The organism is Burkholderia metallica (genome assembly GCF_902832845.1).
Classification (GTDB): Bacteria; Pseudomonadota; Gammaproteobacteria; order Burkholderiales; family Burkholderiaceae; genus Burkholderia; species Burkholderia metallica.
Window position 1 is genome coordinate 78807 of record NZ_CADFDB010000006.1, and the last position, 23700, is coordinate 102506.

Below are 23700 nucleotides of genomic sequence, written 5' to 3' on the forward strand. Positions count from 1 at the left end.
GCCTTTCTCCGTTAATGAGCGGTGCCGGCGTCCGCCGCCTTCGCGGGGGCCGTCGCACGGTGGTTGTCGTCGCGCGGCGCGGCGACGAGCGGCTGCGTGTCGCCGGCGGGGCGGCGCGGCCGGTGCGGGCGCCGGATCGGCGGCAGGCTCGCGGCCATCGGCGCCGCGGCGCTGGCGGGCGGCGCGGCGGCAGCCGACGCATTGGAGGCCGCCGAGGCCGATGCCGCTTCCGCCGCGCTGGCCGCGGTCGGCACGACCGGCTGCGGCAGCGCGGTGAAGCCGGCCGCAACGGCGGCGGGCTTGTTCGCGTCGCCGATCACCGGCGCGTTGACGGGTTCGGTCGCCGACGCCGCGGCGGCCACGGCAGCGGCCTCGTTCTGCGGGTTCTGGCGGTCGACGAGATAGAAGTCGAGCACGCGGCGCGCGATCGGGCCGGCGGCCTGCGCGCCCCAGCCGCCGTTTTCGACGACCAGTGCGACGGCGATCTGCGGATGGTCGACCGGCGCATACGCGATGAACAGCGCGTGGTCGCGCAGGTGCTCGGCGAGCAGGTGGCCCTTGTAGTTGGAGCCCTGCAGCGAGAACACCTGCGCGGTACCGGTCTTGCCGGCGGCGAGGTACGGCGCGCCGCGGAACACCTTGTACGCGGTGCCGGACGGGTTCTCGATCACGTTCTCCATCCCGCGTTTCACGACGTCGATGTCGGCCTGCTTGAGCGGGATCGTCTCGCTTTCCTTCGGCACGGTCAGGCGGCGCCCACGCGTGATCGGATCCTCGACCTCCTTCACGAGGTGGGGCTTCATCACGACGCCGTTGTTCGCGAGCGTCGCGGTCGCGTGCGCGAGCTGCAGGATCGTGAACGAGTTGTAGCCCTGGCCGATCCCTAGGCTGATCGTCTCGCCGTCGAACCACTTCTGCTGCGCGGCCTTCTTGAACGCCTTCTTCTTCCAGTCGGTCGACGGCAGGATCCCGCGCGCCTCGCCCTGGATGTCGATCCCGGTGATCTGGCCGAAGCCGAACGGCTTCATGAAGTTCGCGATCGCGTTCACGCCGAGGTCGCGCGCGAGCATGTAGAAGTAGGTGTCGTTCGACACCATGATCGCCTTGTTCATGTCGACCCAGCCCTGGCCCGAGCGCACGTCGTTGCGGAACGTGTGGCCGCCGAACGTGAAGTAGCCGGGATCCTGGAAGCCCCAGCCCGGCGTGCGCTTGCCGAGCGTCAGGCCGGCGAGCGCCATGAACGGCTTGTACGTCGAGCCGGGCGGGTAGGTGCCGTGCAGCGGACGGTTCAGCAGCGGCTTGTCGGTCGAGTTGTTCAGCTCGTCCCAGGTCTGCTGGTCGATGCCGTCGACGAACGAATTCGGGTCGAAGCTCGGCGACGACACGAACGCGAGCACGTCGCCCGTCTTCGGCTCGATCGCGACGAGCGCGCCGCGCTTGCCGGCGAACGCCTGCTCGGCGACCTGCTGCAGCCCGATGTCGAGCGACAGCACGAGGTTGTTGCCGGGCGTCGCCTGCGTGCGCGACAGCGTGCGCACCGGCCGGCCGCCGGCCGTCACCTCGACTTCCTCGAAGCCCGTCAGCCCGTGCAGCTCGGTCTCGTAGCTCTGCTCGACGCCGATCTTGCCGATGTAGTCGGTGCCCTTGTAGTTGTTCGCGTCGCGGCGCGGATCGTAGTTTTCCGGGTCGCTGTCGTTGTCGTCGCTCATCGCGTCGATGCGATCCTGGTCGCGCTTCGAGATCCGGCCGATGTAGCCGATCACGTGCGCGGCGGTCGTGCCGAGCGGATATTGCCGGAACAGCCGCGCGCGCACGTCGACGCCGGGGAAGCGGAAACGCTGCGCGGTGAAGCGCGCGACTTCCGCGTCGGTGAGCCGCGTGCGGATCGGCAGGCTCTCGAAGTTCTTCGAGTCTTCCTGCAGCTTCTTGAAGCGGCGGCGGTCGCGTGCGTCGATCGGGACGATCTCGGACAGCTTGTCGATCGTGTTGTCGAGCGTGTCGTCGAGCTTCGACGGCGTGATCTCGAGCGTGTACGCCGAGTAGTTCTTCGCGAGGATCACGCCGTTGCGGTCGGTGATGATCCCGCGGTTCGGCACGATCGGCGCGACCGAGATCCGGTTTTCCTCGGCCTGCAGCGCGTATTTGCCGTGCTGCATCAACTGCAGGTAGAAAAAGCGGCTCGCGAGCAGCCCGAAGCAGACGAACACGAACACGCCCGCCGCCGCGACGCGCAGGCGGAACTTCGAGAGCTGCTGTTGGGTGTCGTTGAATTCGGTCATGCGGTCAGGTGCAGTCTGGCCCGCGCACGACGTGCGGGTGCGGGCGAGGTGCCGCCCCGGAGCGCGGCGCGCGGCGGGCGGGGAGGCGGCGGGTATTCAAGGCGGGCTCTTCGCTCAGATCGGGCGCGTATCGTCCGGATCGACCGGACGGCGTTGCGGCATCAGCAGCAGATGGCTCGCGATCGGCCACAGTGCGGCTTCGACGAAGCCGTCTACCAGGTAGCGCCAGCCGGGGAACGCGGCGCCCATCACGAGGCGGATCACGAACGGCACGAGCTGCGCGACGACCAGCAGCGGCGTGACGTACAGCACCTGCACGCCGATCGGCATCCACAGCACGCGGCGATGGATCGTGATCGCGCCGTACGACAGCAGCGTGTAGGCGAGTGCGTGCTCGCCGAGCAGCCCCGCGTCATGCACGTCCATCAGGATGCCGAGCGCGAACGCGACGCCCATCCCGACCTTGCGCGGCTGGTGGATGTTCCAGAACAGCAGCACGAGCGCGACGAAGTCGGGCACGCCGGGCAGGCGGCCCCACGGCATCAGGTTCAGCAGGAACGCGGCGGCGAGGCTGAAGACGATGAAGTACGGGTTGACCGGCTGCAGGATGTATTGCGGGCGATTCATCGCTGGGCTCCTGATTGGCCGGCCGCAGGTTTCGCGGGCGTGGCGGCGGGCTTGGCCGGCGCGGCCGGCTTCGCGTTCGCGTCGGCCTTGTCACCCTTCTCGGCTTTTTCGCCCTTCGCGGCGGCTTTCGCGCCTTTCTTGCCCTTCGCGTTCTTGTCGGCGGCCGGATCGGGCTCGGCCGGGCGCGGCGGGACGTCGTTCTGGTAGTGCAGCACGAGCATCTGGCGCGCGCCGCGCACGGCGGCGACCGGTGCGCAGGTCACGCGCGCGAACGCCGTATCGGCGAGCTTGTCGACGCGCACGACCTTCGCGACCGGCAGCCCGGGCGGATAGACGCCGTCGAGGCCGCTCGTGACGAGCTCGTCGCCGACGACGAGATCCGCGCTGGTCGGCACGAAGCGCAGGTCGAGCGAGTCGCCCTTCGGCGTGCCGTAGATCACGCTGCGCAGGCCGGTGCGCAGCACCTGCACGGGAATCGCGAGATCGCGGTCGGTGACCAGCGTGACTTCGGACTGCAGCGGGAAGACGCGCGTGACCTGGCCGACCACGCCGTCCTCGCTGACGACGGGCGCGCCGTCCTGGATGCCCTGCTGCGACCCCTGGCCGATCACGATCTTCTGCGTGAACGGATCGCTGGTGTCGTACTGGATCTCGACCGGCGTCGACTGCGTCGCGATGTGCTGGCGCAGCTCGAGCACCGCGCGCAGATGCGCGTTCTCCTGCGCGAGCACGGCGGCCTGGTTGGCCTGCGTGGACAGTTGCAGGTTGCGCTTGCGCAGGTCGTCGTTCTCGTGGCGCAGCGACGCGCCGGTGACCGCGATGTCGGCCGCGCCCATGAACAGGTCGCGCGGCACGAGCGCGGCGCGCTGCAGCGGATAGAGCACGGTGCCGAGCACGCCGCGCGCGATTTCGAGCGTGTTGAAGCGCGCGTCCGACACGAGGAGCGCGATGGCGAGGGCAACAAAGAAGATGAGCCGCGCGAGCGCGGGCGGACCTTGCTTGAAGAGGGGCGGCGGACTGTATTCCATGGTCGGCGCCGGGCGCGTGGCGATCGGTTAAATAATGCTCAGACGCGCAAACGGCGTGGCGGTTCGTTCTGAACGAGCGATCCGGCCACGCCGCGGGTGCGTCATATCAAACGGGACTGCTTTTCCTAGACGATCACTCGTACGAGAAGATGCTGCCCAGCTTGTCCATGCGCTCGAGCGCCATGCCCGAACCGCGCACGACGCAGGTGAGCGGATCTTCCGCGACGAGCACCGGCAGGCCGGTTTCTTCCGCGAGCAGACGATCGAGGTCGCGCAGCAGCGCGCCGCCGCCCGTCAGCATCATCCCGCGTTCGGCGATGTCGGCGCCGAGTTCCGGCGGCGTCTGTTCGAGCGCGATCTTCACCGACGACACGATCTGGTTCAGCGGATCGGTCAGCGCTTCGAGGATTTCGTTGCTGGAGATCGTGAAGCTGCGCGGGATGCCTTCCGACAGGTTGCGGCCCTTCACTTCCATTTCCTTGACTTCGGAGCCCGGGAACGCAGAGCCGATTTCCTTCTTGATCGCTTCGGCGGTCTGCTCGCCGATCAGCATCCCGTAGTTGCGGCGGATGTAGTTGACGATCGCCTCGTCGAACTTGTCGCCGCCGACGCGCACCGAACCCTTGTACACGATGCCGCCGAGCGAGATCACGCCGACTTCGGTCGTGCCGCCGCCGATGTCGACGACCATCGAGCCGGTGGCTTCCGACACCGGCAGGCCCGCGCCGATCGCGGCCGCCATCGGCTCTTCGATCAGGTAGACCTGCGACGCGCCGGCGCCGTGGGCGGCTTCCTTGATCGCGCGGCGCTCGACCTGGGTCGAGCCGCACGGCACGCAGATGATGATGCGCGGCGACGGCGAGAACATGCGCGACTCGTGGGCCGTCTTGATGAACTGCTTGATCATCTGCTCGGTGACGGTGAAGTCGGCGATCACGCCGTCCTTCATCGGGCGGATCGCCTCGATGTTGCCCGGCACCTTGCCGAGCATCTGCTTGGCTTCCTTGCCGACTGCCTGGATCGTCTTCTTGCCGTTGGGCCCGCCTTCCTGGCGGATCGACACGACGGACGGCTCATCGAGCACGATGCCCTTGCCGCGCATGTAGATCAGGGTGTTTGCGGTGCCGAGGTCGATCGCGAGATCGTTGGAGAAGTAGCTGCGCAAAAAACCGAACATTCAGAATCCTGTTTCGCTCTGGGCCGGCCCTGCATAGCGAACGCTGAGGGCGGCAGCGGAAAAAATAACAGCCTCGGGAAGCGTGGCGGAAGCGGCCGCCGCGGCGCACGAAGCTGCGAGTGATGTCTACCGGGGATCGCACGAAGCACGCACGGCTTGCCGAAGCGGGGCGAAACGGTGCGGGAAAAGGCTGCCGGGTTTGGGTCGAACGCGTAATGATACCTTATAATTTCACGGTATTTGAATCGAAACGGGCGGTATTTTTGCCGCTTCGGCCCCGATTTTTGAGGGTGGGATCGCACCCTCCAACCCCCCGCCGCAGCGCTGTATCCGATGCGCTGCGCAGCCTTGTTTTTCCGGTGATCGCATGGCCCTGACCCTGACCGATGTGAAACGCATCGCGCACCTGGCGCGACTCGAAATGGCCGACGCCGACGCCGAGCACATGCTCGGCCAGCTCAATGATCTCTTCGGCCTCGTCGAGCAGATGCAGGCGGTCGACACCGCCGGCATCGCGCCGCTCGCCCACCCGATCGAACAGATCCAGGAAGTCGCGCAGCGCCTGCGCGACGACGCCGTGACGGAAGTCGTCCATCGCGACGACAACCAGCGCCCGGCGCCGGCCGTCCAGGACGGCCTCTATCTCGTGCCGAAGGTGATCGAGTAAGCATTCGATGACAAGCGCGCCGCCGCCTTCGCGCCGCGCGCCACCCAGAATTCCCAGGAAAACCACTCAATGCACGCAAAAAGCCTGACCGAACTGCGCGCCGCGCTCGCCGCCAAGGAATGCTCGGCCGTCGAGCTCGCGCAGCTCTATTTGAAACGGATCGAAGCGGCCAGCGACCTGAACGCGTTCGTCCACGTCGATGCCGACCTGACGCTCGCGCAGGCGAAAGCGGCCGACGCGGCGCTCGCGCGCGGCGCGGGCGGGGCGCTCACCGGCCTGCCGATCGCGCACAAGGACGTGTTCGTCACGCGCGGCTGGCGCTCGACCGCCGGCTCGAAGATGCTCGCGAACTACGAGAGCCCGTTCGACGCGACCGTCGTCGCCCGCCTGCAGGCGGCCGGCATGGTCACGCTCGGCAAGACCAACATGGACGAGTTCGCGATGGGCTCGTCGAACGAGAATTCGGCGTTCGGCGCGGTGAAGAACCCGTGGGACACGAACGCGGTGCCGGGCGGCAGCTCGGGCGGCAGCTCGGCCGCCGTCGCCGCGCGCCTCGCACCGGCCGCGACCGGCACCGACACCGGCGGGTCGATCCGCCAGCCCGCGTCGTTCGCGGGCGTGACGGGCATCAAGCCGACCTACGGCCGCGTGTCGCGCTACGGGATGATCGCGTTCGCGTCGTCGCTCGACCAGGGCGGCCCGATGGCGCAGAGCGCGTCCGACTGCGCGCTGCTGCTGAACGCGATGGCCGGCTTCGACGAGCGCGACTCGACGAGCCTCGAGCGCGACGACGAGGATTTCACGCGTCATATCGGCCAGCCGTGGGCGGCCGGCAACGATGCGGGCAAGCCGCTCGCCGGCCTGCGCATCGGCCTGCCGAACGAGTATTTCGGCGACGGTCTCGCCGACGACGTGCGCGCGGCCATCGACGCGGCGCTCAAGCAATACGAAGCGCTCGGTGCGACGCTCGTGCCGGTGTCGCTGCCGAAGACGGAACTGTCGATCCCCGTGTACTACGTGATCGCGCCGGCCGAAGCGTCGTCGAACCTGTCGCGTTTCGACGGCGTGCGCTTCGGCCACCGTGCCGCGCAGTACGGCGATCTGCTCGACATGTACAAGAAGTCGCGCGCGGAAGGCTTCGGCCCCGAGGTGAAGCGCCGCATTCTGGTCGGCACGTACGTGCTGTCGCACGGCTACTACGACGCGTACTACCTGCAGGCGCAGAAGATCCGCCGCATCATCGCCAACGATTTCCAGGAAGCGTTCAAGTCGTGCGACGTGATCATGGGCCCGGCGTCGCCGACGGTCGCATGGGATCTCGGCTCGAAGGGCGACGATCCCGTGCAGATGTATCTCGCGGACATCTACACGCTGTCGGTGAGCCTTGCCGGCCTGCCCGGCATGAGCGTGCCGTGCGGCTTCGGCGCGGGCGCGAACGCGAAGCGCCCGGTCGGCCTGCAGATCATCGGCAACTATTTCAACGAAGCCCGGATGCTGCAGGTCGCCGACGCGTTCCAGCGCGCGACCGGCTGGCACAAGCAAGTTCCGGCGGGGGTGTAAGCACATGACTACGCAATGGGAAGTCGTTATCGGTCTGGAGACGCACGCGCAGCTGTCGACCGTCTCGAAGATTTTCTCGGGCGCATCGACGCAGTTCGGCGCCGAGCCGAACACGCAGGCGTGCCCGGTCGACCTGGCGCTGCCGGGCGTGCTGCCGGTGCTGAACCGCGGCGCGGTCGAGCGCGCGATCCGTTTCGGCCTCGCGATCGGCTCGACCATCGCGCCGCGCAGCATCTTCGCGCGCAAGAATTATTTCTACCCCGATCTGCCGAAGGGCTATCAGATCAGCCAGTACGAGATTCCGGTCGTGCAGGGCGGCCAGATCACGATCCAGGTGCCCGCCAACGAAAAGGCCGGCAAGCCCGCGTACGAGAAGACGGTCAACCTGACCCGCGCGCACCTCGAGGAAGATGCGGGCAAGTCGCTGCATGAAGACTTCGCCGGGATGACGGGGATCGACCTGAACCGCGCGGGCACACCGCTGCTCGAAATCGTCACCGAGCCGGAAATGCGCAGCGCGGCCGAGGCCGTGGCCTACGCGAAGGCGCTGCACGGGCTCGTCGTGTGGCTCGGCATCTGCGACGGCAACATGCAGGAAGGCTCGTTCCGCTGCGACGCGAACGTGTCGGTGCGCCCGGTCGGCCAGGAGAAGTTCGGCACGCGCGCGGAAATCAAGAACCTGAACTCGTTCCGGTTCCTGGAGGAAGCGATCAACTACGAAGTGCGCCGCCAGATCGAGCTGATCGAGGACGGCGGCGAAGTCGTGCAGGAAACGCGCCTCTACGATCCGGACAAGCGCGAGACGCGTTCGATGCGCAGCAAGGAAGACGCGCACGACTACCGCTACTTCCCCGACCCCGACCTGATGCCGCTCGTGATCGGCCAGGACTGGATCGAGCGCGTGCAGTCCGGGATGCCCGAGCTGCCGGCCGCGATGCAGCAGCGCTTCGTCGACGAATACGGCGTGTCCGCGTACGACGCGGGCGTGCTGACGTCGAGCAAGGCGATGGCCGCGTACTTCGAGGCCGTGGTCGCGAAGGCGGGCGCCGCGAACGCGAAGATCGCCGCGAACTGGCTGATGGGCGACGTCTCGTCGCAGCTGAACCGCGACGGCATCGAGATCGACGCGATTCCCGTGTCGGCCGCGCAGCTCGCGCTCGTGCTGCAGCGCATCGCCGACGGCACGATCTCGAACAAGATCGCGAAGGAAATCTTCACGACGATCTGGGACGAGAAGGCGGACGACGAACGGGCGGCCGACCGCATCATCGACGCGAAGGGGCTGAAGCAGATCTCCGACACCGGCGCGCTGGAAGCGATCATCGACGAGGTGCTCGCGGCGAACGCGAAGTCGGTCGAGGAATTCCGCGCGGGCAAGGAGAAAGCGTTCAACGCGCTGATCGGCCAGGCGATGAAGGCGACCAAGGGCAAGGCCAATCCGCAGCAGGTCAACGAACTGCTGAAGAAGAAGCTCGGCTGAGCATGACCGCGCGCCTGAACCGCGCTTGACGACGGGCCGCTCCGAACTAGTTCGGGGCGGCCCGTTGCGTTTGGTGGATGCGTTATCGTATGCACCACAGCGTCCAACGGAGGAACGAATGGCGAAACAACCGTCGCTCGACGATTTCCGCGTGCCGTACAGCACGCGCGAGAAGGAAGCCGCCGCATTCACGCTCGATGCGTTCGACCCGGCCGCGAAGCCGTTTTCGTCCGGTTCGAAGGAGGCCGACCGCGAACGGCTGTCGGCCGTGTCGACCGAACTCGACGTGCAGCAGGAACGCCTGCACACGCAGCAGAAGAAGCGCGTGCTGCTCGTGCTGCAGGGGATGGATACCAGCGGCAAGGACGGTACCGTGCGCGCGGTGTTCCGCGAGGTCGATCCGCTCGGCCTGCGCGTCGTGTCGTTCAAGGCGCCGACGCCGATCGAGGCCGCGCACGACTTCCTGTGGCGCGTGCATGCGCAGGTGCCGGCCGCGGGCGAGCTCGCGATCTTCAACCGCAGCCACTATGAAGACGTGCTCGTGCCGCGCGTGCTCGACCTGATCGACGCGAAGGAGTGCGAGCGCCGCTACCGGCAGATCCGCGATTTCGAGACGATGCTGGTCGAGAACGGCACGACGATCGTCAAGTGCTTCCTGCACATCTCGAAGGACGAGCAGCGCGAGCGGCTGCAGGCGCGCATCGACGATCCGACCAAGCACTGGAAGTTCGACATCTCCGACCTCGACGCGCGCAAGCACTGGGATGCATACCAGTCGGCCTACCGCGACGCGCTCGCCGCGACGTCGGCCGAGCATGCGCCGTGGTACGTGATCCCGGCGAACTCGAAGACGCACCGCAACGTGATGATCGCCGAGCTGCTGCTGCGCACGATGACCGACATGAAGCTGGAATTCCCGCCGCCGAAGCCCGAGCTCGAAGGCGTGAAGATCCGTTAAGCTGCCACCCTGTAAAAACATCGAACTGAACGGAATCCGACATGATGCGAGTGATTACCGCCAACCTGAACGGCATCCGCTCCGCCGCGAAGAAGGGCTTCTTCGACTGGCTCGGCGAGCAGAACGCCGATTGCGTGTGCGTGCAGGAAATCAAGGTCTCGGCCGACGACCTGCCGGCCGAATTCGTCGAGCCGCACGGCTACAAGAGCTATTTTCACCACGCCGCGAAGAAGGGCTACAGCGGCGCGGGCGTGTACAGCCGTCACGAGCCCGACGACGTGATCATCGGCTTCGGCAGCAGCGAGTTCGATGCCGAAGGGCGCTACGTCGAGGCGCGCTACGGGAAGCTGTCGGTCGTGTCGGTGTACGTGCCGTCCGGCTCGAGCGGCGAGGAGCGCCAGCAGGCGAAGTACCGCTTCATGGACGAATTCATGCCGCACCTCGCCGCGCTGAAGAAGAAGCGCGAGGTGATCCTGTGCGGCGACGTGAACATCGTCCACAAGGAAATCGACATCAAGAACTGGAAGAGCAACCAGAAGAACTCGGGCTGCCTGCCGGAAGAGCGCGCATGGCTCACGCAGCTGTTCGACGATGTCGGCTACGTCGACGTGTTCCGCACGCTCGACCCGCGCCCCGAGCAGTACACGTGGTGGAGCAACCGCGGCCAGGCGTATGCGAAGAACGTCGGGTGGCGGATCGATTACCAGATCGCGACGCCGGGCGTGGCCGGCACCGCGAAAAGCACGTCGATCTTCAAGGACATCAAGTTCAGCGATCACGCGCCGCTGACGGTGGACTACGACTACAAGAAGTGAGATCCGGCGCTGCGCCGCGCGCGCAGCTGCCGAACCGCCCATCCGGTCGCGGGATGCAGAACGGGCCGCATGTCGACATGCGGCCCGCCGTGTTTTCGGGGCGGCGATCCTGCATGCCGCCGTCGACGCTTACTGCTTGATCGACGCCATGTCGATCACGAACCGGTACTTCACGTCGCTCTTGAGCATCCGCTCGTAGGCCGCGTTGATCTGCTGCATCGGAATCGTTTCGATGTCCGACGTGATCCCGTGCGCCGCGCAGAAGTCGAGCATTTCCTGCGTTTCCGCGATCCCGCCGATCAGCGAGCCCGCGAGGCGGCGGCGCTTGAAGATCAGGTTGAACACCTGCGGCGACGGGTGGTCGTGCTCCGGCGCGCCGACCAGCGTCATCGTGCCGTCGCGCTTCAGCAGGTTCAGGAACGGATTCAGGTCGTGCTGCGCGGCGACCGTGTTCAGGATGAAGTCGAAGCTGTTCAGGTGCGCGTTCATCTGCGCTTCGTCCTTCGAGATCACCACTTCATGCGCGCCGAGCCGCTTGCCGTCCTCGATCTTCGACGGCGACGTGGTGAACAGCACGACGTGCGCCCCCATCGCGCGCGCCAGCTTCACGCCCATGTGGCCGAGGCCGCCGAGCCCGACGATGCCGACCTTCTTGCCGGGGCCGACGTTCCACTGCCGCAGCGGCGAGTAGGTCGTGATCCCCGCGCACAGCAGCGGCGCGGCGCCGGCCGCGTCGAGCGACTCGGGCACCCGCAGCACGAACGCCTCGTCGACCACGAGCTGCGTCGAATAGCCGCCGAACGTGATGTCGCCCGTCACGCGATCCTGGCCGTTGTAGGTGCCGACGAAACCGTTCTCGCAATACTGTTCGAGACCTTCCTCGCAGCTCGCGCAGGTGCGGCACGAATCGACGAGGCAGCCGACGCCGACCAGCTCGCCGACCTTGAAGCGCGAGACCTGCGGGCCGGTCGCGGTCACGCGGCCGACGATTTCATGGCCCGGCACGACCGGATAGATCGTGTTGCGCCATTCGTTGCGCGCCTGGTGCAGGTCCGAGTGGCAGACGCCGCAGTAGAGGACGTCGATCTGGACATCGAGGTCGCGCAACGCGCGACGCTGGAATTCGAACGGGGCGAGCGGCGACTGCGAATCGGTCGCCGCGTAGGCATAGGTTGTGCTCATGCGATGGGCTCCTTGTCCGGAAAACATCCGGCGAAACAGACTGCCGTCGCACCATGTGGCGATGCGGCGAGGCAGGACGTCATCGTAAGGAGCGCGGCGCCGCAGCGAAATACACGAAGGTCTCGAAGATTTGCCTATTCCTCTCGAACTGCATGCGAACAGCCGTCAAAACACGCTCAAGGTGCTACATTGCGAGCCAGATTCTCTTGCCGGACAGGACGACGCAGATGAGCTTCCAGCCCCTTTTCGCCGACACGGGCGACCGGATGCAGCGCCGCATGATCGAGCTGCACACGCGCCTCGCGCCGAACGAGGGCGACACGCTTGCGGCGCTCGACGGCGTGCGCTTCATCCGCGTGAGCCGTCCGGCGCCGCGCATGCCCGTGTTGTACGAACCGAGCATCGTCGTCGTATGCCAGGGGCGCAAGCTCGGCTATCTCGGCGAGCGCTCGTTCGTGTACGACGCGCAGCAGTATCTCGTGCTGTCGGTGCCGCTGCCGTTCGAGTGCGAGACCTTCGCGAGCCAGGACGAGCCGTTTCTCGCGATCTCGATCCGCATCGATCTCGCGGTGATCGCCGAGCTCGCGATCCTGCTCGACGAGACGCTCGGCGCGGCCGCCAGCGAGCCGGCCGGCGTGTATTCGACGCCGCTCGACGCGCCGCTCGCCGACGCGGTCGTGCGGCTGCTCGAAGCGCTCGCGTCGCCGCACGACACGCGCGTGCTGGGCCCCGCGATCATGCGCGAGATCGCCTATCGGGTGCTGACGGGCGAACAGGGCGACGCGATCCGCGCGGCGCTCGTCCAGCAGCATCACTTCGGCCGCATCGCGAAGGCGCTGCGGCGCATCCATGCGGACCTGAAGGCCGACCTCGACGTCGAGACGCTCGCGCGCGAGGCCGGGATGAGCCTCGCGGTGTTCCATGCGCAGTTCAAGCACGTGACGGCGACGTCGCCGATGCAGTACGTGAAGGCCGCGCGGCTGCACCAGGCGCGGCTGATGATGGTGCAGGACGGAGTCGGTGCCGGCGCGGCAGCCGCGCGCGTCGGCTATGCGAGCGCGTCGCAGTTCAGCCGCGAGTTCAAGCGGCTGTTCGGCCGCAGCCCGGGTGACGACGTGCGCTGGATGCGCGAGAGCGGCGCGCGGCCGGTCGCGGCGGATGCGGATGCGTAGCGCGGCGGCGTGGCTGCTTGGCGATCGGCCGTGCGCGGCGCTCAGCGCCGCACGACCTTGCGACGCTGTGCGCTGATGCCCGCGTAGTCGGGGAGCGCGTCGACGCGCTTGCCCACCGCCTTTGCGTACAGCGGCATGAGATCCGGCAGGCGGTTCAGCAGATCCTGGCGGCGGGCGGTGCTGTACGGGTGCGTATAGATGAAGCCCGTCGCCTTGTTCCCGCGTGTCGCGGCCGCGAGCTTGTCCCACAGCGTGATCGCCGCGCGCGGATCGAAGCCCGCGCGTGCGGCGATGTCGCCGCCGATCACGTCGGCTTCGGTTTCGTCGGTCGCGTTGTAGTGGAGCGACTGCAGGCGTTCGCCGAGGTTCAGCACCTGCGGCAGCGGGTCGCCGACGCCGAACAGCGGCGGCAGCGCGGCCGCGCGCAGCGACGTCTGCGACGTCGCGCTGAAGTTGCTGCGCGCGTGTTCGCGCAGCGCATGCGCGATGCCGTGCGCGAGCAGCACGCCGAGCTCGTCGTCGTTCAGGCGGACGCGATCGAGCAGGCCGCCGTACACGAGCACCTTGCCGCCCGGCAGGCAGGTCAGGCGAATGTCGCGCGAGCGGATCACGTTGACGTCCCACGCCCAGCTCTTGACGCGATCGTTCCATTTCACCGAATACGGCGCGAGCTTCGCGACGATCGCGCGCAAGCGCTTCACGCGCGGCTGGCTCGCGGGCAGCAGGCGGTTACTGTCGGCGGCCGTCTGCACGATCTGTGCGTATTCGCTCGCGGTGAGTTGCTCGAGCAGCGGCGACGGGATCAGCGTGCGAAAGGCGATGGCGTCGCCGAAGCGGACCTGCTGCGGCGTCTGCGCATAAGCCTTCGTCGATACGGCGGCGCCGGTCGGCTGCGCGGGTTCCGCGGCGGCCGGCTGGGCGGCAGCGGCGGGCGTCGACGTCGCGGGCGGTGACGCCGGGGCCGCGGCCGGTGCGGCGCCCGTGGCCGTCGCAGCGGATGCGCCGGCGTCGGTTGCATGCGCGAACCCCGCGGCGAGCGCGGCGGCGCCGACGCTCAACGAAGCCGCAACGTGCGCGAAGCGGCGCAGGCGGTTACTGCGCACGACTGGCCTCGCCGTTGCGCGCGGCACCGTTCCACGGCGCGATCTTGAACAGCAGCAGCATGCCGGGAATCGCGAGCGCGGTGCACACGAGGAAGTAGTCGAACCAGCCGATCTTCGCGACGACGAAGCCGCTCGCGGCCGACGCGAGCGTGCGCGGCACCGACGCGAGGCTCGTGAACAGCGCGAACTGCGTGGCCGTATAGCGCGGGTCGGTCGTGCTTGCGATGTACGCGACGAACGCGGCCATCGTCAGGCCGGTCGTGAAGGTCTCGGCGCCGTAGACGATCGCGAGCGCAACGGTCATCGGGCTGAATTGCGGCATGACGGCGATGCCGAACACCGACAGCGCCGACGCGATCGCGTGGCTCGTCGATACGGTGAAGTCGTAGAGCATCGCGAGCACGGGCGAACCGGGGCCGAGCTGCGCGAGCCATGCGAAGCCGAGCGTCGACACCATCTGCAGCGCGCCGAAGATCCACAGCCCGCGGCCGATGCCGATCTTCACGAGCCAGACGCCGCCGATGATGCCGCCGGCGACGCTCGCGACGAGCGCGGTGGTCTTCGCGACGATGCCGATCTCGGTGCGCGTGAAGCCGATGTCGAGGAAGAACGACGTCGACAGCGTGGTAGCCATCGTGTCGCCGATCTTGAACAGGAAGATGAACGCGATGACGAGCAGCGCGCCGGCCCAGCCGTCGCGCTGGATGAATTCGCGGAACGGCAGCACGATCGCGTCGCGCAGGTTGCGCGGCGGCGCGCCGACCACTTCGGGCTCGCGCACGACGAGCGTCATCAGGATGCCGGGCAGCATGAATGCGCCGGTGACCGCGAACACGACGTCCCACGGCAGGTGGTCGGACAGGATCAGCGCGAGCGAGCCGGGGATCAGCGCGGCGAGCTTGTAGGCATTCACGTGCACCGCGTTGCCGAGGCCCTGCTCGGTATCGCGCAGCAGCTCGCGGCGATACGCGTCGATCACGATGTCGGCGCTTGCGCCGAAGAACGCGACGAGCGTGGTGAGCGCGGCCACCGTCCAGATCGAGTCGCGCGGCGACACGAACCCGAGCGCGGCGATCGCGCCCGCGACCAGCACCTGCGTGAGCAGCAGCCAGCCGCGCCGGCGGCCCGGCCGCCAGCCGGGCAGGCGCGGGATGTAGCGGTCCATCAGCGGCGCCCACAGGAACTTCCACGTATACGGGAACTGGATCAGCGCGAACAGGCCGATTTCCTTCAGGTTCACGCCCTCGGAGCGCAGCCATGCCTGCACCAGATAGACGAGCGTGAAGAGGGGCAGACCTGACGTGAAGCCCAGGAACACGCAGATCAGCATGTGCGTGTTCAGATAGGCTCGCCAGCCGGGGTGATCCTCGTGAGCGGTGAGTGCGGGCGCCTCGTGTGGCGTTTTCGACATGGACTGGAACTGGGTAGCGTTGACTGATTGCGGCGGCAGCGCGGGCGGCGGCGCGGGGCGCGCAGCGGCTTGGCCGCACGTGCGTGCGGGCCGTCTGCGTCCGTCAACGGCTCCCCGGCTCAGCTGCGCTTGACGCGGTAGACAGCAAGACTACCACGCCAGTTCGCTCCCCATCGAATCGGCTGGCCTTCGTGCAGCACGACGCGGTCGAGGATCGTCACGCCGACTTCGGGCGCGAGCGCCTCGAAATCCTCGATCGTCAGCACCCGGACGTTCGGCGTGTTGTGCCACTGGTAAGGCAGCGCCTTCGACACCGGCATCCGGCCGTTCAGCACCGACAGCCGGTGCGGCCAGTAGCCGAAGTTCGGGAACGACACGATGCATTCGCGGCCGACGCGGGCCGTCTCGCGCAGGATCGCGGCCGTCTGGTGGATCGTCTGCAGCGTCTGCGACAGGATCGCGATGTCGAAGCTGTGATCCTCGAACAGGCGCAGGCCGTCCTCGAGGTTCTGCTGGATCACGTTGATGCCGTTCTTCGCGCTCGCGAGCACGCCCGCGTCGTTCAGTTCGATCCCGTAGCCGGTCACGTCGAGCTCCTCCATCAGCAGCGCGAGCAGCGAGCCGTCGCCGCAGCCGAGGTCGAGCACGGTCGAGCGCGGCTCGACCCAGCGCGCGATCGTGCGGAAGTCCGCGCGCGCGGACAGGGAATTCAGCGCTTGCTGGTTCATGCACCCACCTCGTTGGCGATTCGTTCGTAATACGCGCGGATCAGGTTGTGATAGCGCGCGTCGTCGAGCAGGAACGCGTCGTGGCCGTGTGGCGCGTCGATCTCCGCGTAGCTGACCGTGCGCTTGTTGTCGAGCAGCGCCTTCACGATTTCGCGCGAACGCGCGGGCGCGAAGCGCCAGTCGGTCGAGAAGCTCGCGATCAGGTATTTCGCCTGCGTTTGCGCAAGCGCGGCGGTCAGGTTGCCGTCGAACGCCTTCGCCGGATCGAAGTAGTCGAGCGCGCGCGTGATCAGCAGGTAGGTGTTCGCGTCGAAGTAGTCGGCGAACTTGTCGCCCTGGTAGCGCAGGTACGACTCGACCTCGAACTCGACGTCGAAGCTGAAGTTGTACGCGTCGAGCGCGCCGTCCGCGCGGCGCAGCGCGCGACCGAATTTCTCGGCCATGTCGTCGTCCGAAAGATACGTGATGTGGCCGATCATCCGCGCGACGCGCAAGCCGCGCTTCGGCTTCACGCCGTGCGCGTAGTAGTCGCCGCCGTGGAAGTCGGGATCGGACAGGATCGCCGAGCGCGCGACCTCGTTGAACGCGATGTTCTGCGCGGACAGCTTCGGCGTCGACGCGATGTCGATGCAGTGCGCGACGCGCTCCGGATACATCAGGCTCCATGCGAGCGCCTGCATCCCGCCGAGGCTGCCGCCCATCACCGCGGCGAAGCGCTCGATGCCGAATGCGTCGGCGACGCGCGCCTGCGCGTGCACCCAGTCCTCGACGGTGACGACCGGGAAGCTCGCGCCGTACGGCTTGCCGGTCAACGGGTCGATGCTCATCGGGCCCGTCGAGCCGAAGCATGAGCCGAGGTTGTTCACGCCGATCACGAAGAAGCGGTTGGTGTCGAGCGGCTTGCCCGGCCCGACCATGTTGTCCCACCAGCCGGTGCTGCGCGGATCGTCCGCGTAGACGCCGGCGACGTGGTGCGACGCGTTGAGCGCGTGGCAGACGAGCACCGCGTTCGAGCGCGCGGCGTTGAGTTCGCCGTACGTCTCGACGACGAGCTGATAGTTGCCGAGCACGCTGCCGCTTTGCAAGCGCAGCGGTTCGGCGAAGTGCATGGTCTGTGGAGCGACGATGCCGATCGATTCCATTCATTCCGCCTTATGACTGGGCAGCTAAATGGTGTCGGCGAGGCGCGGAGTCGGAGATGCGCGGCTGACGACCTCTTTAGCCGCATTTGTAGTGAACCGCCGGGACAAGGACACAACATCCACACCCCGGCCGGTTCGCGCGCCCGCAATCGAGTCAGCAAATCGGCGCGCTTCCGACCTGCCGCCAACGAGGCGGCAAGTCGGCAAAGTATAGCGGAATTCGGCGGGCGCGGATTTCGCGCACCGCCGTCGGCTTGCTTGGCTTACCAGCGGTATTTTGCCGAGAGCTGCCCTCGGACTACCGAGTAGTCGGACAGATTGCCTTCCACGCCGACGCTAGCCGATACCGAGAAGCGACGGTTCAACTGGCCGGTTGCGCCGATCCGGACGGCAGCCCGGTCGCGCGGCAGGCTGAACGAGAACGCATTGCCGTCGAGCGTTAGCGCGCGCGAACCCGGGCCATGCCACCAGTTCGCTTCGATGAACGGTCGAAGTTCGCGTCCATGCGGCATCGCGGTGACCCCGTGCACACGCACGCCGACGCGGGTCAGCACGTCGGTCGCGCCTTGACCGTCGATTCGGCCGCCCGGCGCGGCGTGCGCGTTTGCGCGGTAGTCCGATACGACGAGTTGCACTTCGGGTTCGACGAAGAAGCGCGAGTCGCCTCGCTCGTAGAACGGCAATGAATAGCCCGTTTCGATCGAGCCCGTGAGGGTGCGCGACCGGTACGAGTCAGCAGCCAGACTGCCGCCGACGCTGTTCGCATAAGCGCCATACATGAACCATGCATCGACGTACGGGCCGGACAGGATGTCGCGACTGCCGTACCACGTGCCGTAAACCCCGACGTTGTAGCCCGACACGCTGCCGCGCGCGGTGGCGTTCGCGATGCGCTGTTCGGTCGCGTTCCACAGCGGTCGGGTCGACCAGTTCGTCTGGCTGCCGTACAGGCCCATCGCGCCGACCCGTACGCTGCCGCCGCGACCGTCGTCGAAGCGGAGCACGTCGGCGCCCGCGTGAATCAGACGGCCGTTGCCCGATACGCTGCGGCTGCCGCCCGACATCGACGTCATCTGGCCCTCGGCGCGCAGCCAAACCGCACTGTCGAGCGGACCGCTTGCTTCGGTGCGAAGCGAGCGATCATCGCGCTGATGCAGCGTGTGGATCGCCATCGTCGACGCTGCATCGGCGTTCGCCAGATATGCGTCGGGCTCCGGGGCAGCCGTGCGCGCAGGCGGCCTGGTTTCGGGTTCGATCGGCGGATCCGGGTCCACCGGGCCGGGCGGTTGCGGCGGTACGGGTTTGGCCGCGGAAACGAGATACCAGTCGTCCTCCTGGCCGGCTTGGCCGCCGCGCTTGAGCATGTAGTCGTAGCCGCCCGCGGACAGCGTGCCGAAGCCTTGCCGGTAGCCGTCCGATGCTGCGTCGAGCGCGAAGGCCGCGGCATCCGTGGTGCCGCCGTTGCGGGTTTCGACGATCGGGATGCCGACCGTCGTTTGCGCGCCTTCGCCGCTCGTGCGTTTCACGACGATCCCGGTATGGCCGGATGCGTGGCCGCTGTCGATCACGAGCCGGTCGGTGGGCGACGCGTCGTCGCGCAGCGCGGTATGGACGACCAGCCTGCCGTTGCGGGCCGCGTAGTCGCCGTTGACGACCAGCGTGCGTGGCGTGGGCGGCGCGCCGGCCTCCGGCGCGGCGAATGCGATCGTCGAGTCGTTCAGCGCGACGGATCCGACCGACGAATCGGCGGTGACGATCCAGCGGCTGTCGGTATCGAGCGACAGCGTGCGGACAGCGTCAGTTGCTCCGCGCCATGTCGACGCGTTGGACAGGGCGACGTCGGTCACGGCGGAAGTCGGGCTGCCGTCGTCGGCCGGCTGGTTCACGATATCGCCTGCCGCTTGAGCGCCGGTGTCGAGCGTCAGGCGCACGGGCGCGCCCGACTGGGCGAGGACCGACAGCAGCGTGCCGGTGCCGCTGGCGGCGCGGGCGCCGTTCCGCAGCGTGATGTCGGCGTCGGACGCGTCGATGGCCGCATGCCGTTCGCTGAAGAGCGAGCCGCCGTCGGCTGTCAGCTTGCCGCCGTGGACGCTCGCCGCAGACGCGGCGTCACCGGTCGCGCGGGCATCGGTGCGCAGCAGGTCGATGCTGCCGCCGGCGCTTGCATACAGCGCTGCGGCCTCGTTGCCGCGCGTCTCGACGGTTGCGTCGACGAGCGACGCAACCGACCCCGCACCGGCGGACATCGCACCGCGCGCGCGCTCGCCGGTCGTCACGATGCCGCCGCGTGTCATCGTGACCCGGCCGCCGAGCCGGGCCAGTACGCCGATCGAACGGGCGCCGGTGGTGGTCACTTCAGTATCGATCGCGTCGATGGTCGGTGTGTCGGCGTATTCCTTCGACGCATACAGCCCGTGTGCGCTGCGGCCGTGCGTGACGACTTGCGTGCGCGCGAGCTCGACGCGCCCTTCGCGGGTGTCCACGCCGAGCGCGTAATCGCCGCTGGTTTCGAGGCGGCTGTCGGCGAACGAGACAGCCGATGCGCCGGGCAGGTACAGCGCCGATGCGTAGCCGCCGTCCGTCCGGATATCCGAGCGGTTCAACGTCGCACGGACGCCCTCGTAGCTGACGGCCATGCCATAGGCAAACAGGCCGCTGGTGCGAATCAGCGTGTCGGTGACGTCGATGACGCCGCCCGGCACGTAGTTCACCGAAATGCCATACGCTTCCTTGCCGCGCGTGACGATGACGCTGTCGGCGATGCGGAGCCGGCCGCCGGCGCTGTCGACGGCCGCGCCGTGCGCGTAGTCGCCGTCGGTATCGATCGAGATGCGTTCCGCGGTCGCACTGCCGCCGTATCGGAGGTCGATGCCGGCACTGGAGCCGCCGCGGGTGCGGATTTCCGTATCGCTCAGCCTGACGCTCGAGCCCGCGCCTAGCGCAGTCGCGCCCGCCGCGAGAGGGGCGGTGGTGAACACGCGTGTCTTGCCGGTCGTCACCAGCGTGCCGCCATTGACGGCGGAAAGCACGGCCTCGCCCAATCGCGTCGTCGAATATTCGCCCGGTGCGATTTCAAGCACGACACCGTCCGCCTGTTGCGGCTCGCCGTTGGTCACCTGCGCGGCCGACGGCCATGGCACTGCCGCCCCCGCCAGCAATGCCGAATGGGCGAGGCGTCGGGCTGCCCTCATCCGGGAAGGTCGGAATCTGCGTTTCACCATCTCACCTGAATTTGTCTATAACGAGACAAATTTAACGCGTGAGGCGGCGGCATGAAATTGGACGAGTTCGAATTGGCGCGAGGTATTGAGCGCTGGCAGAAGGGGGGCAAGGTGCGAATCGACGCCGCCCCTTGACGGGGCGACCGCACCATCCGTCGTCGAATGCGCGCGACCGGCAGGCGTGGCCGGATGCGGCCGGCGCGGCGCTACTGCAGGATCAGCCGCAAATGCGCGTCGGCCTGCTCGCCGGGCGATTTCTGGAAGCCGCCCTTTGCGAAGCGGTGCCACCGGCCGATCACGTAGCTGACGAGCAGGCTCGCGCGGGCGGCCGGATCGTAGTCGGCAGGCAGCACGAGCGGTGTCGCGCCGTCCCGCGGCGCGTTCGCCTCCGTGCGCGCGACCCGCAGGCATTGCTTGACCGTTGCCTCGATGCGATCGAGCAACTGGTTCACGCGCTCGGTGAGCCGTTCGTCCTCGCCGACCAGCGCTTCGCCGGTCAGCACGCGCGTCATTCCCGGGTTCTTCGCGGCGAAATTGAGCATCGTGAGTGCGATCGTGCGGGCCTGCAGCACGCCGTTCGGCTCCTTCTCGACGATCTGGTTGACGAGCCCGAACAGCGACTGCTCGATGAACTCGATCAGCCCTTCGTACATCTTCGCCTTGCTCGGGAAATGGCGGTACAGCGCCGCTTCCGACACGTCGAGCCGGGCCGCGAGCGCGGCCGTCGTGATCTTCTCGCGTTTCGGCGCCTCGAGCATCGTCGCGAGCGTCTGCAGGATCATCACGCGGCGCTCGCCCGGCTTCGGGCGCGGGCGGGACGGCGTGGCCTGGTCTTCCGTTACGGCGTGGTCCTGCGGGTGAGTCGGCTGCATTTCTGTCGCCCCGATCGAGTGCCCAGTCGCAGCGATTTTAACGAACGAATCCGCTGATCGACATAATGCGGGCGGCCGGTACCCGGCAGGTGGCCGGGAAGATGGCCGGTAATCCAGACCGTGCCGATGCCGAGGCGCTTGTAGCGCTTCAGGTGGCCGCGCGTGTCCTCGACGAGGATCGCGTCGGTCATCCGCGCATGCACGGCGCGCAGCGTTCGGCGCAGCATCATGTGGTCAGGTTTCGCGCGCCACGTGCGGCGGTCGCGCATGTGCTCGATCGCGATCACGCGCTCGAACAGCCGCTCGATGCGCAACTCGCGCAGCACCGCGCGCGCATAGTTCTCCGGCGCGTTGGTCAGCACGAACTTGCGGCCCGGCAGCGCGGCGATGATGTGCGCGAGGCCGCGCTCGGCGCGCACCATCGCGGGGAGATCGGCGAACGTATGGACCGCGCGCAGGAAGTCGTGCGGATCGATCGGGTGATGGCGCGTGAGGCCGAGGAGTGCGGCGCCGTAGCGCTCGGTATAGCCGTTGCGCAGGCGATCGGCTTCGGCGCGCTCGACCTTGAGCGCATCGATGATGTATTGCGTCATCGCACGGTTGATCTCGGGAAAGATCGCGTGCGATGCGTGGTGCAGCGTGTTGTCGAGATCGAACAGCCAGACGGGCGCGCCGGCACGCGGCCGGCTGCGCGAGATGCGCCGGCGCCGCAGCGGGGCCGGCAGGTCGGGGCTGGCGGTCTTGCGGCGCGCGCTCAATGCGAGCGGATCATCGTGCCGAACGGCTGCTCGGTCAGGATTTCCAGCAGCACCGAGTGCTCGATCCGGCCGTCGACGATGTGCACCGACTTCACGCCGCTCTTCGCCGCGTCGAGCGCCGACGAGATCTTCGGCAGCATGCCGCCGGAGATCGTGCCGTCCTCGAACAGCGCGTCGATCTCGCGCGCGGACAAATCGGTCAGCAGGTTGCCGTCCTTGTCCATCACGCCCGGGATGTTGGTCATCATCAGCAGCTTCTCGGCGTTCAGTACCGTGGCGAGCTTGCCCGCGACGAGGTCGGCGTTGATGTTGTACGACAGGCCGTCTTCGCCGAAGCCGATCGGCGAGATCACCGGAATGAACGCATCGTCCTGCAGCGCCTTCACGACCGCCGGGTTGATCGCCTCGACTTCGCCGACCTGGCCGATGTCGATGGTCTGGCCCGGGTTGTCGCGATCCGGCATCAGCAGCTTGCGTGCGTGGATCAGGCCGCCGTCCTTGCCCGTCAGGCCCACCGCGTGGCCGCCGAAGTGATTGATCAGCGTCACGATGTCCTGCTGCACTTCGCCGCCCAGCACCCATTCGACGACTTCCATCGTCTCTTCGTCGGTGACGCGCATGCCCTGGATGAAGGTGCCGGCCTTGCCGATCTTCTTCAGCGCCTGATCGATCTGCGGACCGCCGCCATGGACGATCACCGGGTTGATGCCGACCAGTTTCAGCAGGATCACGTCGCGCGCGAAGCCTTGCTTGAGCCGCTCTTCCGTCATCGCGTTGCCGCCGTATTTGATGACCACGGTCTTGCCGTGGTAACGGCGGATGTACGGCAGCGCCTCGGCGAGGATTTCTGCTTTCAGCGTGGGGGCGATCTGCGAGAGGTCGATGGGCTCGGACATGGCGGCGGCTCAGGCTGGGAACGGTTGAAACACGGCGAATTGTACAGGAGTGGCGCAGCGCAGCATCGGGTTTTTGGGCGGGCCGGAACGCCGGCGGCGCGGCCCGGGCGCCGCACGCGGCGGCCCGCCGGCTATGGCGCGGCGCGATGTAGGCCGCGGTACGGGCAGTAGTGTGGGCAGCGGTGCGACGGCAGTGGAGGCGGGGTGGCTCGCGAGCATTCGCGATGGCCATCCGCCGAACGGCCGGCGTGCAAAATCCGTTCGCCGCGCTATGCTTGTCGCGTAGGGCGGCTTCCCGCCCGCTTCCGCGCTTTCGCCATGACCGATTCCGCCGCCGACGCCCGTTCCACCCCGCGCCGCGCGCGTTGCCCGCACTGCGGGCGCAGCTTTGACTGCGGCGCGCTCACGCAGCCGTTCGAATGCTGGTGCGCGTCGATGCCGGTCGTGCCCGGCGGTACGCCGCCCGCGGCTGGCGCGCGCTGCCGGTGCCCCGAGTGTCTGGCCGACGAAATCGCGCAGCGGATGGCCGGCGCGGCCGGCTGACGGCACCAGCCGCGTACGCGGGCGTTCCGTTCGACGCGCACCGATCCGGCCCCACTAGAGGCGCTCCACGCTAAACGGGTA

Annotated in this window: 20 protein-coding genes; 7 read left to right on the plus strand and 13 right to left on the minus strand. The window is 67.7% G+C overall.

Going from position 1 to position 23700, the window contains the following annotated elements; translation table 11 throughout:
* Positions 1–11: 11 nt before the first annotated feature.
* The 4 genes from mrdA to HWX08_RS17955 all read right to left on the minus strand — a co-directional run bounded on the left by mrdA (position 12) and on the right by HWX08_RS17955 (position 5111).
* On the minus strand, positions 12–2279 hold the full coding sequence (gene mrdA, locus HWX08_RS17940) for a penicillin-binding protein 2 (protein WP_174921885.1): 2268 nt from the start codon (positions 2277–2279) through the stop codon (positions 12–14).
* A 114-nt stretch (positions 2280–2393) separates the two neighbouring features.
* Positions 2394–2906 (minus strand): rod shape-determining protein MreD, encoded by a 513-nt coding sequence (gene mreD, locus HWX08_RS17945; protein WP_009687274.1) that lies wholly within the window; start codon positions 2904–2906, stop codon positions 2394–2396.
* The gene (gene mreC, locus HWX08_RS17950) at positions 2903–3934 is read right to left on the minus strand and encodes a rod shape-determining protein MreC (protein ID WP_174921884.1); all 1032 of its coding nucleotides are present in this window, start codon (positions 3932–3934) and stop codon (positions 2903–2905) included. The genes mreD and mreC overlap by 4 nt, the downstream gene beginning before the upstream one ends.
* 133 nt (positions 3935–4067) lie before the next feature.
* On the minus strand, positions 4068–5111 hold the full coding sequence (locus HWX08_RS17955; protein ID WP_004189550.1) for a rod shape-determining protein: 1044 nt from the start codon (positions 5109–5111) through the stop codon (positions 4068–4070).
* Positions 5112–5478: 367 nt separating this feature from the next.
* On the opposite strand from HWX08_RS17955, the gene gatC reads away from it, so the two are divergent.
* From gatC to HWX08_RS17980, 5 genes are all read left to right on the plus strand, one after another.
* Positions 5479–5778: an Asp-tRNA(Asn)/Glu-tRNA(Gln) amidotransferase subunit GatC gene (gatC, locus tag HWX08_RS17960; RefSeq protein ID WP_069257852.1), complete on the plus strand. Its 300-nt coding sequence runs from the start codon at positions 5479–5481 to the stop codon at positions 5776–5778.
* A 69-nt stretch (positions 5779–5847) separates the two neighbouring features.
* Positions 5848–7338, plus strand: coding sequence for an Asp-tRNA(Asn)/Glu-tRNA(Gln) amidotransferase subunit GatA (gatA, locus tag HWX08_RS17965; RefSeq protein ID WP_069257851.1), 1491 nt, complete (start codon positions 5848–5850; stop codon positions 7336–7338).
* Between the two features lie 4 nt (positions 7339–7342).
* Positions 7343–8818 carry an Asp-tRNA(Asn)/Glu-tRNA(Gln) amidotransferase subunit GatB gene (gatB, locus tag HWX08_RS17970; protein WP_069257850.1) on the plus strand — a complete coding sequence of 492 codons (1476 nt, stop codon included), beginning with the start codon at positions 7343–7345 and terminating at the stop codon, positions 8816–8818.
* 118 nt (positions 8819–8936) lie between these two features.
* Positions 8937–9776 (plus strand): polyphosphate kinase 2 family protein, encoded by an 840-nt coding sequence (locus HWX08_RS17975; protein WP_069257849.1) that lies wholly within the window; start codon positions 8937–8939, stop codon positions 9774–9776.
* A gap of 41 nt (positions 9777–9817) precedes the next feature.
* Positions 9818–10591, plus strand: coding sequence for an exodeoxyribonuclease III (locus HWX08_RS17980; RefSeq protein ID WP_069257848.1), 774 nt, complete (start codon positions 9818–9820; stop codon positions 10589–10591).
* A gap of 129 nt (positions 10592–10720) precedes the next feature.
* Here HWX08_RS17980 and HWX08_RS17985 read toward each other — a convergent pair whose 3' ends face one another.
* Positions 10721–11773, minus strand: coding sequence for an NAD(P)-dependent alcohol dehydrogenase (locus tag HWX08_RS17985; RefSeq protein WP_174921883.1), 1053 nt, complete (start codon positions 11771–11773; stop codon positions 10721–10723).
* Positions 11774–12000: 227 nt separating this feature from the next.
* Between HWX08_RS17985 and HWX08_RS17990 the strand changes: the two genes are divergently transcribed.
* Positions 12001–12945 carry an AraC family transcriptional regulator gene (locus HWX08_RS17990; RefSeq protein ID WP_069257846.1) on the plus strand — a complete coding sequence of 315 codons (945 nt, stop codon included), beginning with the start codon at positions 12001–12003 and terminating at the stop codon, positions 12943–12945.
* Between the two features lie 41 nt (positions 12946–12986).
* Here HWX08_RS17990 and HWX08_RS17995 read toward each other — a convergent pair whose 3' ends face one another.
* The 8 genes from HWX08_RS17995 to argB all read right to left on the minus strand — a co-directional run bounded on the left by HWX08_RS17995 (position 12987) and on the right by argB (position 23076).
* Positions 12987–14048 (minus strand): M48 family metallopeptidase, encoded by a 1062-nt coding sequence (locus HWX08_RS17995; protein WP_069257845.1) that lies wholly within the window; start codon positions 14046–14048, stop codon positions 12987–12989.
* Positions 14038–15459, minus strand: a complete 1422-nt coding sequence (locus tag HWX08_RS18000) for an AmpG family muropeptide MFS transporter (protein WP_174921882.1) — start codon at positions 15457–15459, stop codon at positions 14038–14040. Before HWX08_RS18000 ends, HWX08_RS17995 begins: the two co-directional genes overlap by 11 nt.
* Before the next feature lie 119 nt (positions 15460–15578).
* Positions 15579–16187 carry a methionine biosynthesis protein MetW gene (metW, locus tag HWX08_RS18005; RefSeq protein ID WP_011658215.1) on the minus strand — a complete coding sequence of 203 codons (609 nt, stop codon included), beginning with the start codon at positions 16185–16187 and terminating at the stop codon, positions 15579–15581.
* The gene (gene metX / locus HWX08_RS18010; RefSeq protein WP_174921881.1) at positions 16184–17329 is read right to left on the minus strand and encodes a homoserine O-succinyltransferase MetX; all 1146 of its coding nucleotides are present in this window, start codon (positions 17327–17329) and stop codon (positions 16184–16186) included. The genes metW and metX overlap by 4 nt, the downstream gene beginning before the upstream one ends.
* Before the next feature lie 263 nt (positions 17330–17592).
* Positions 17593–20520 (minus strand): autotransporter family protein, encoded by a 2928-nt coding sequence (locus HWX08_RS18015; RefSeq protein ID WP_244122774.1) that lies wholly within the window; start codon positions 20518–20520, stop codon positions 17593–17595.
* A 236-nt stretch (positions 20521–20756) separates the two neighbouring features.
* Complete coding sequence (gene slmA, locus HWX08_RS18020) at positions 20757–21422, minus strand: nucleoid occlusion factor SlmA (RefSeq protein WP_174921879.1); 666 nt, start codon at positions 21420–21422, stop codon at positions 20757–20759.
* Positions 21389–22180 carry a pyrimidine 5'-nucleotidase gene (locus tag HWX08_RS18025; RefSeq protein ID WP_069257840.1) on the minus strand — a complete coding sequence of 264 codons (792 nt, stop codon included), beginning with the start codon at positions 22178–22180 and terminating at the stop codon, positions 21389–21391. The genes slmA and HWX08_RS18025 overlap by 34 nt, the downstream gene beginning before the upstream one ends.
* Positions 22177–23076 carry an acetylglutamate kinase gene (gene argB, locus HWX08_RS18030; RefSeq protein WP_069257839.1) on the minus strand — a complete coding sequence of 300 codons (900 nt, stop codon included), beginning with the start codon at positions 23074–23076 and terminating at the stop codon, positions 22177–22179. The genes HWX08_RS18025 and argB overlap by 4 nt, the downstream gene beginning before the upstream one ends.
* A gap of 318 nt (positions 23077–23394) precedes the next feature.
* On the opposite strand from argB, the gene HWX08_RS18035 reads away from it, so the two are divergent.
* The gene (locus tag HWX08_RS18035) at positions 23395–23619 is read left to right on the plus strand and encodes a cysteine-rich CWC family protein (RefSeq protein ID WP_069257838.1); all 225 of its coding nucleotides are present in this window, start codon (positions 23395–23397) and stop codon (positions 23617–23619) included.
* Positions 23620–23700: the final 81 nt, after the last annotated feature.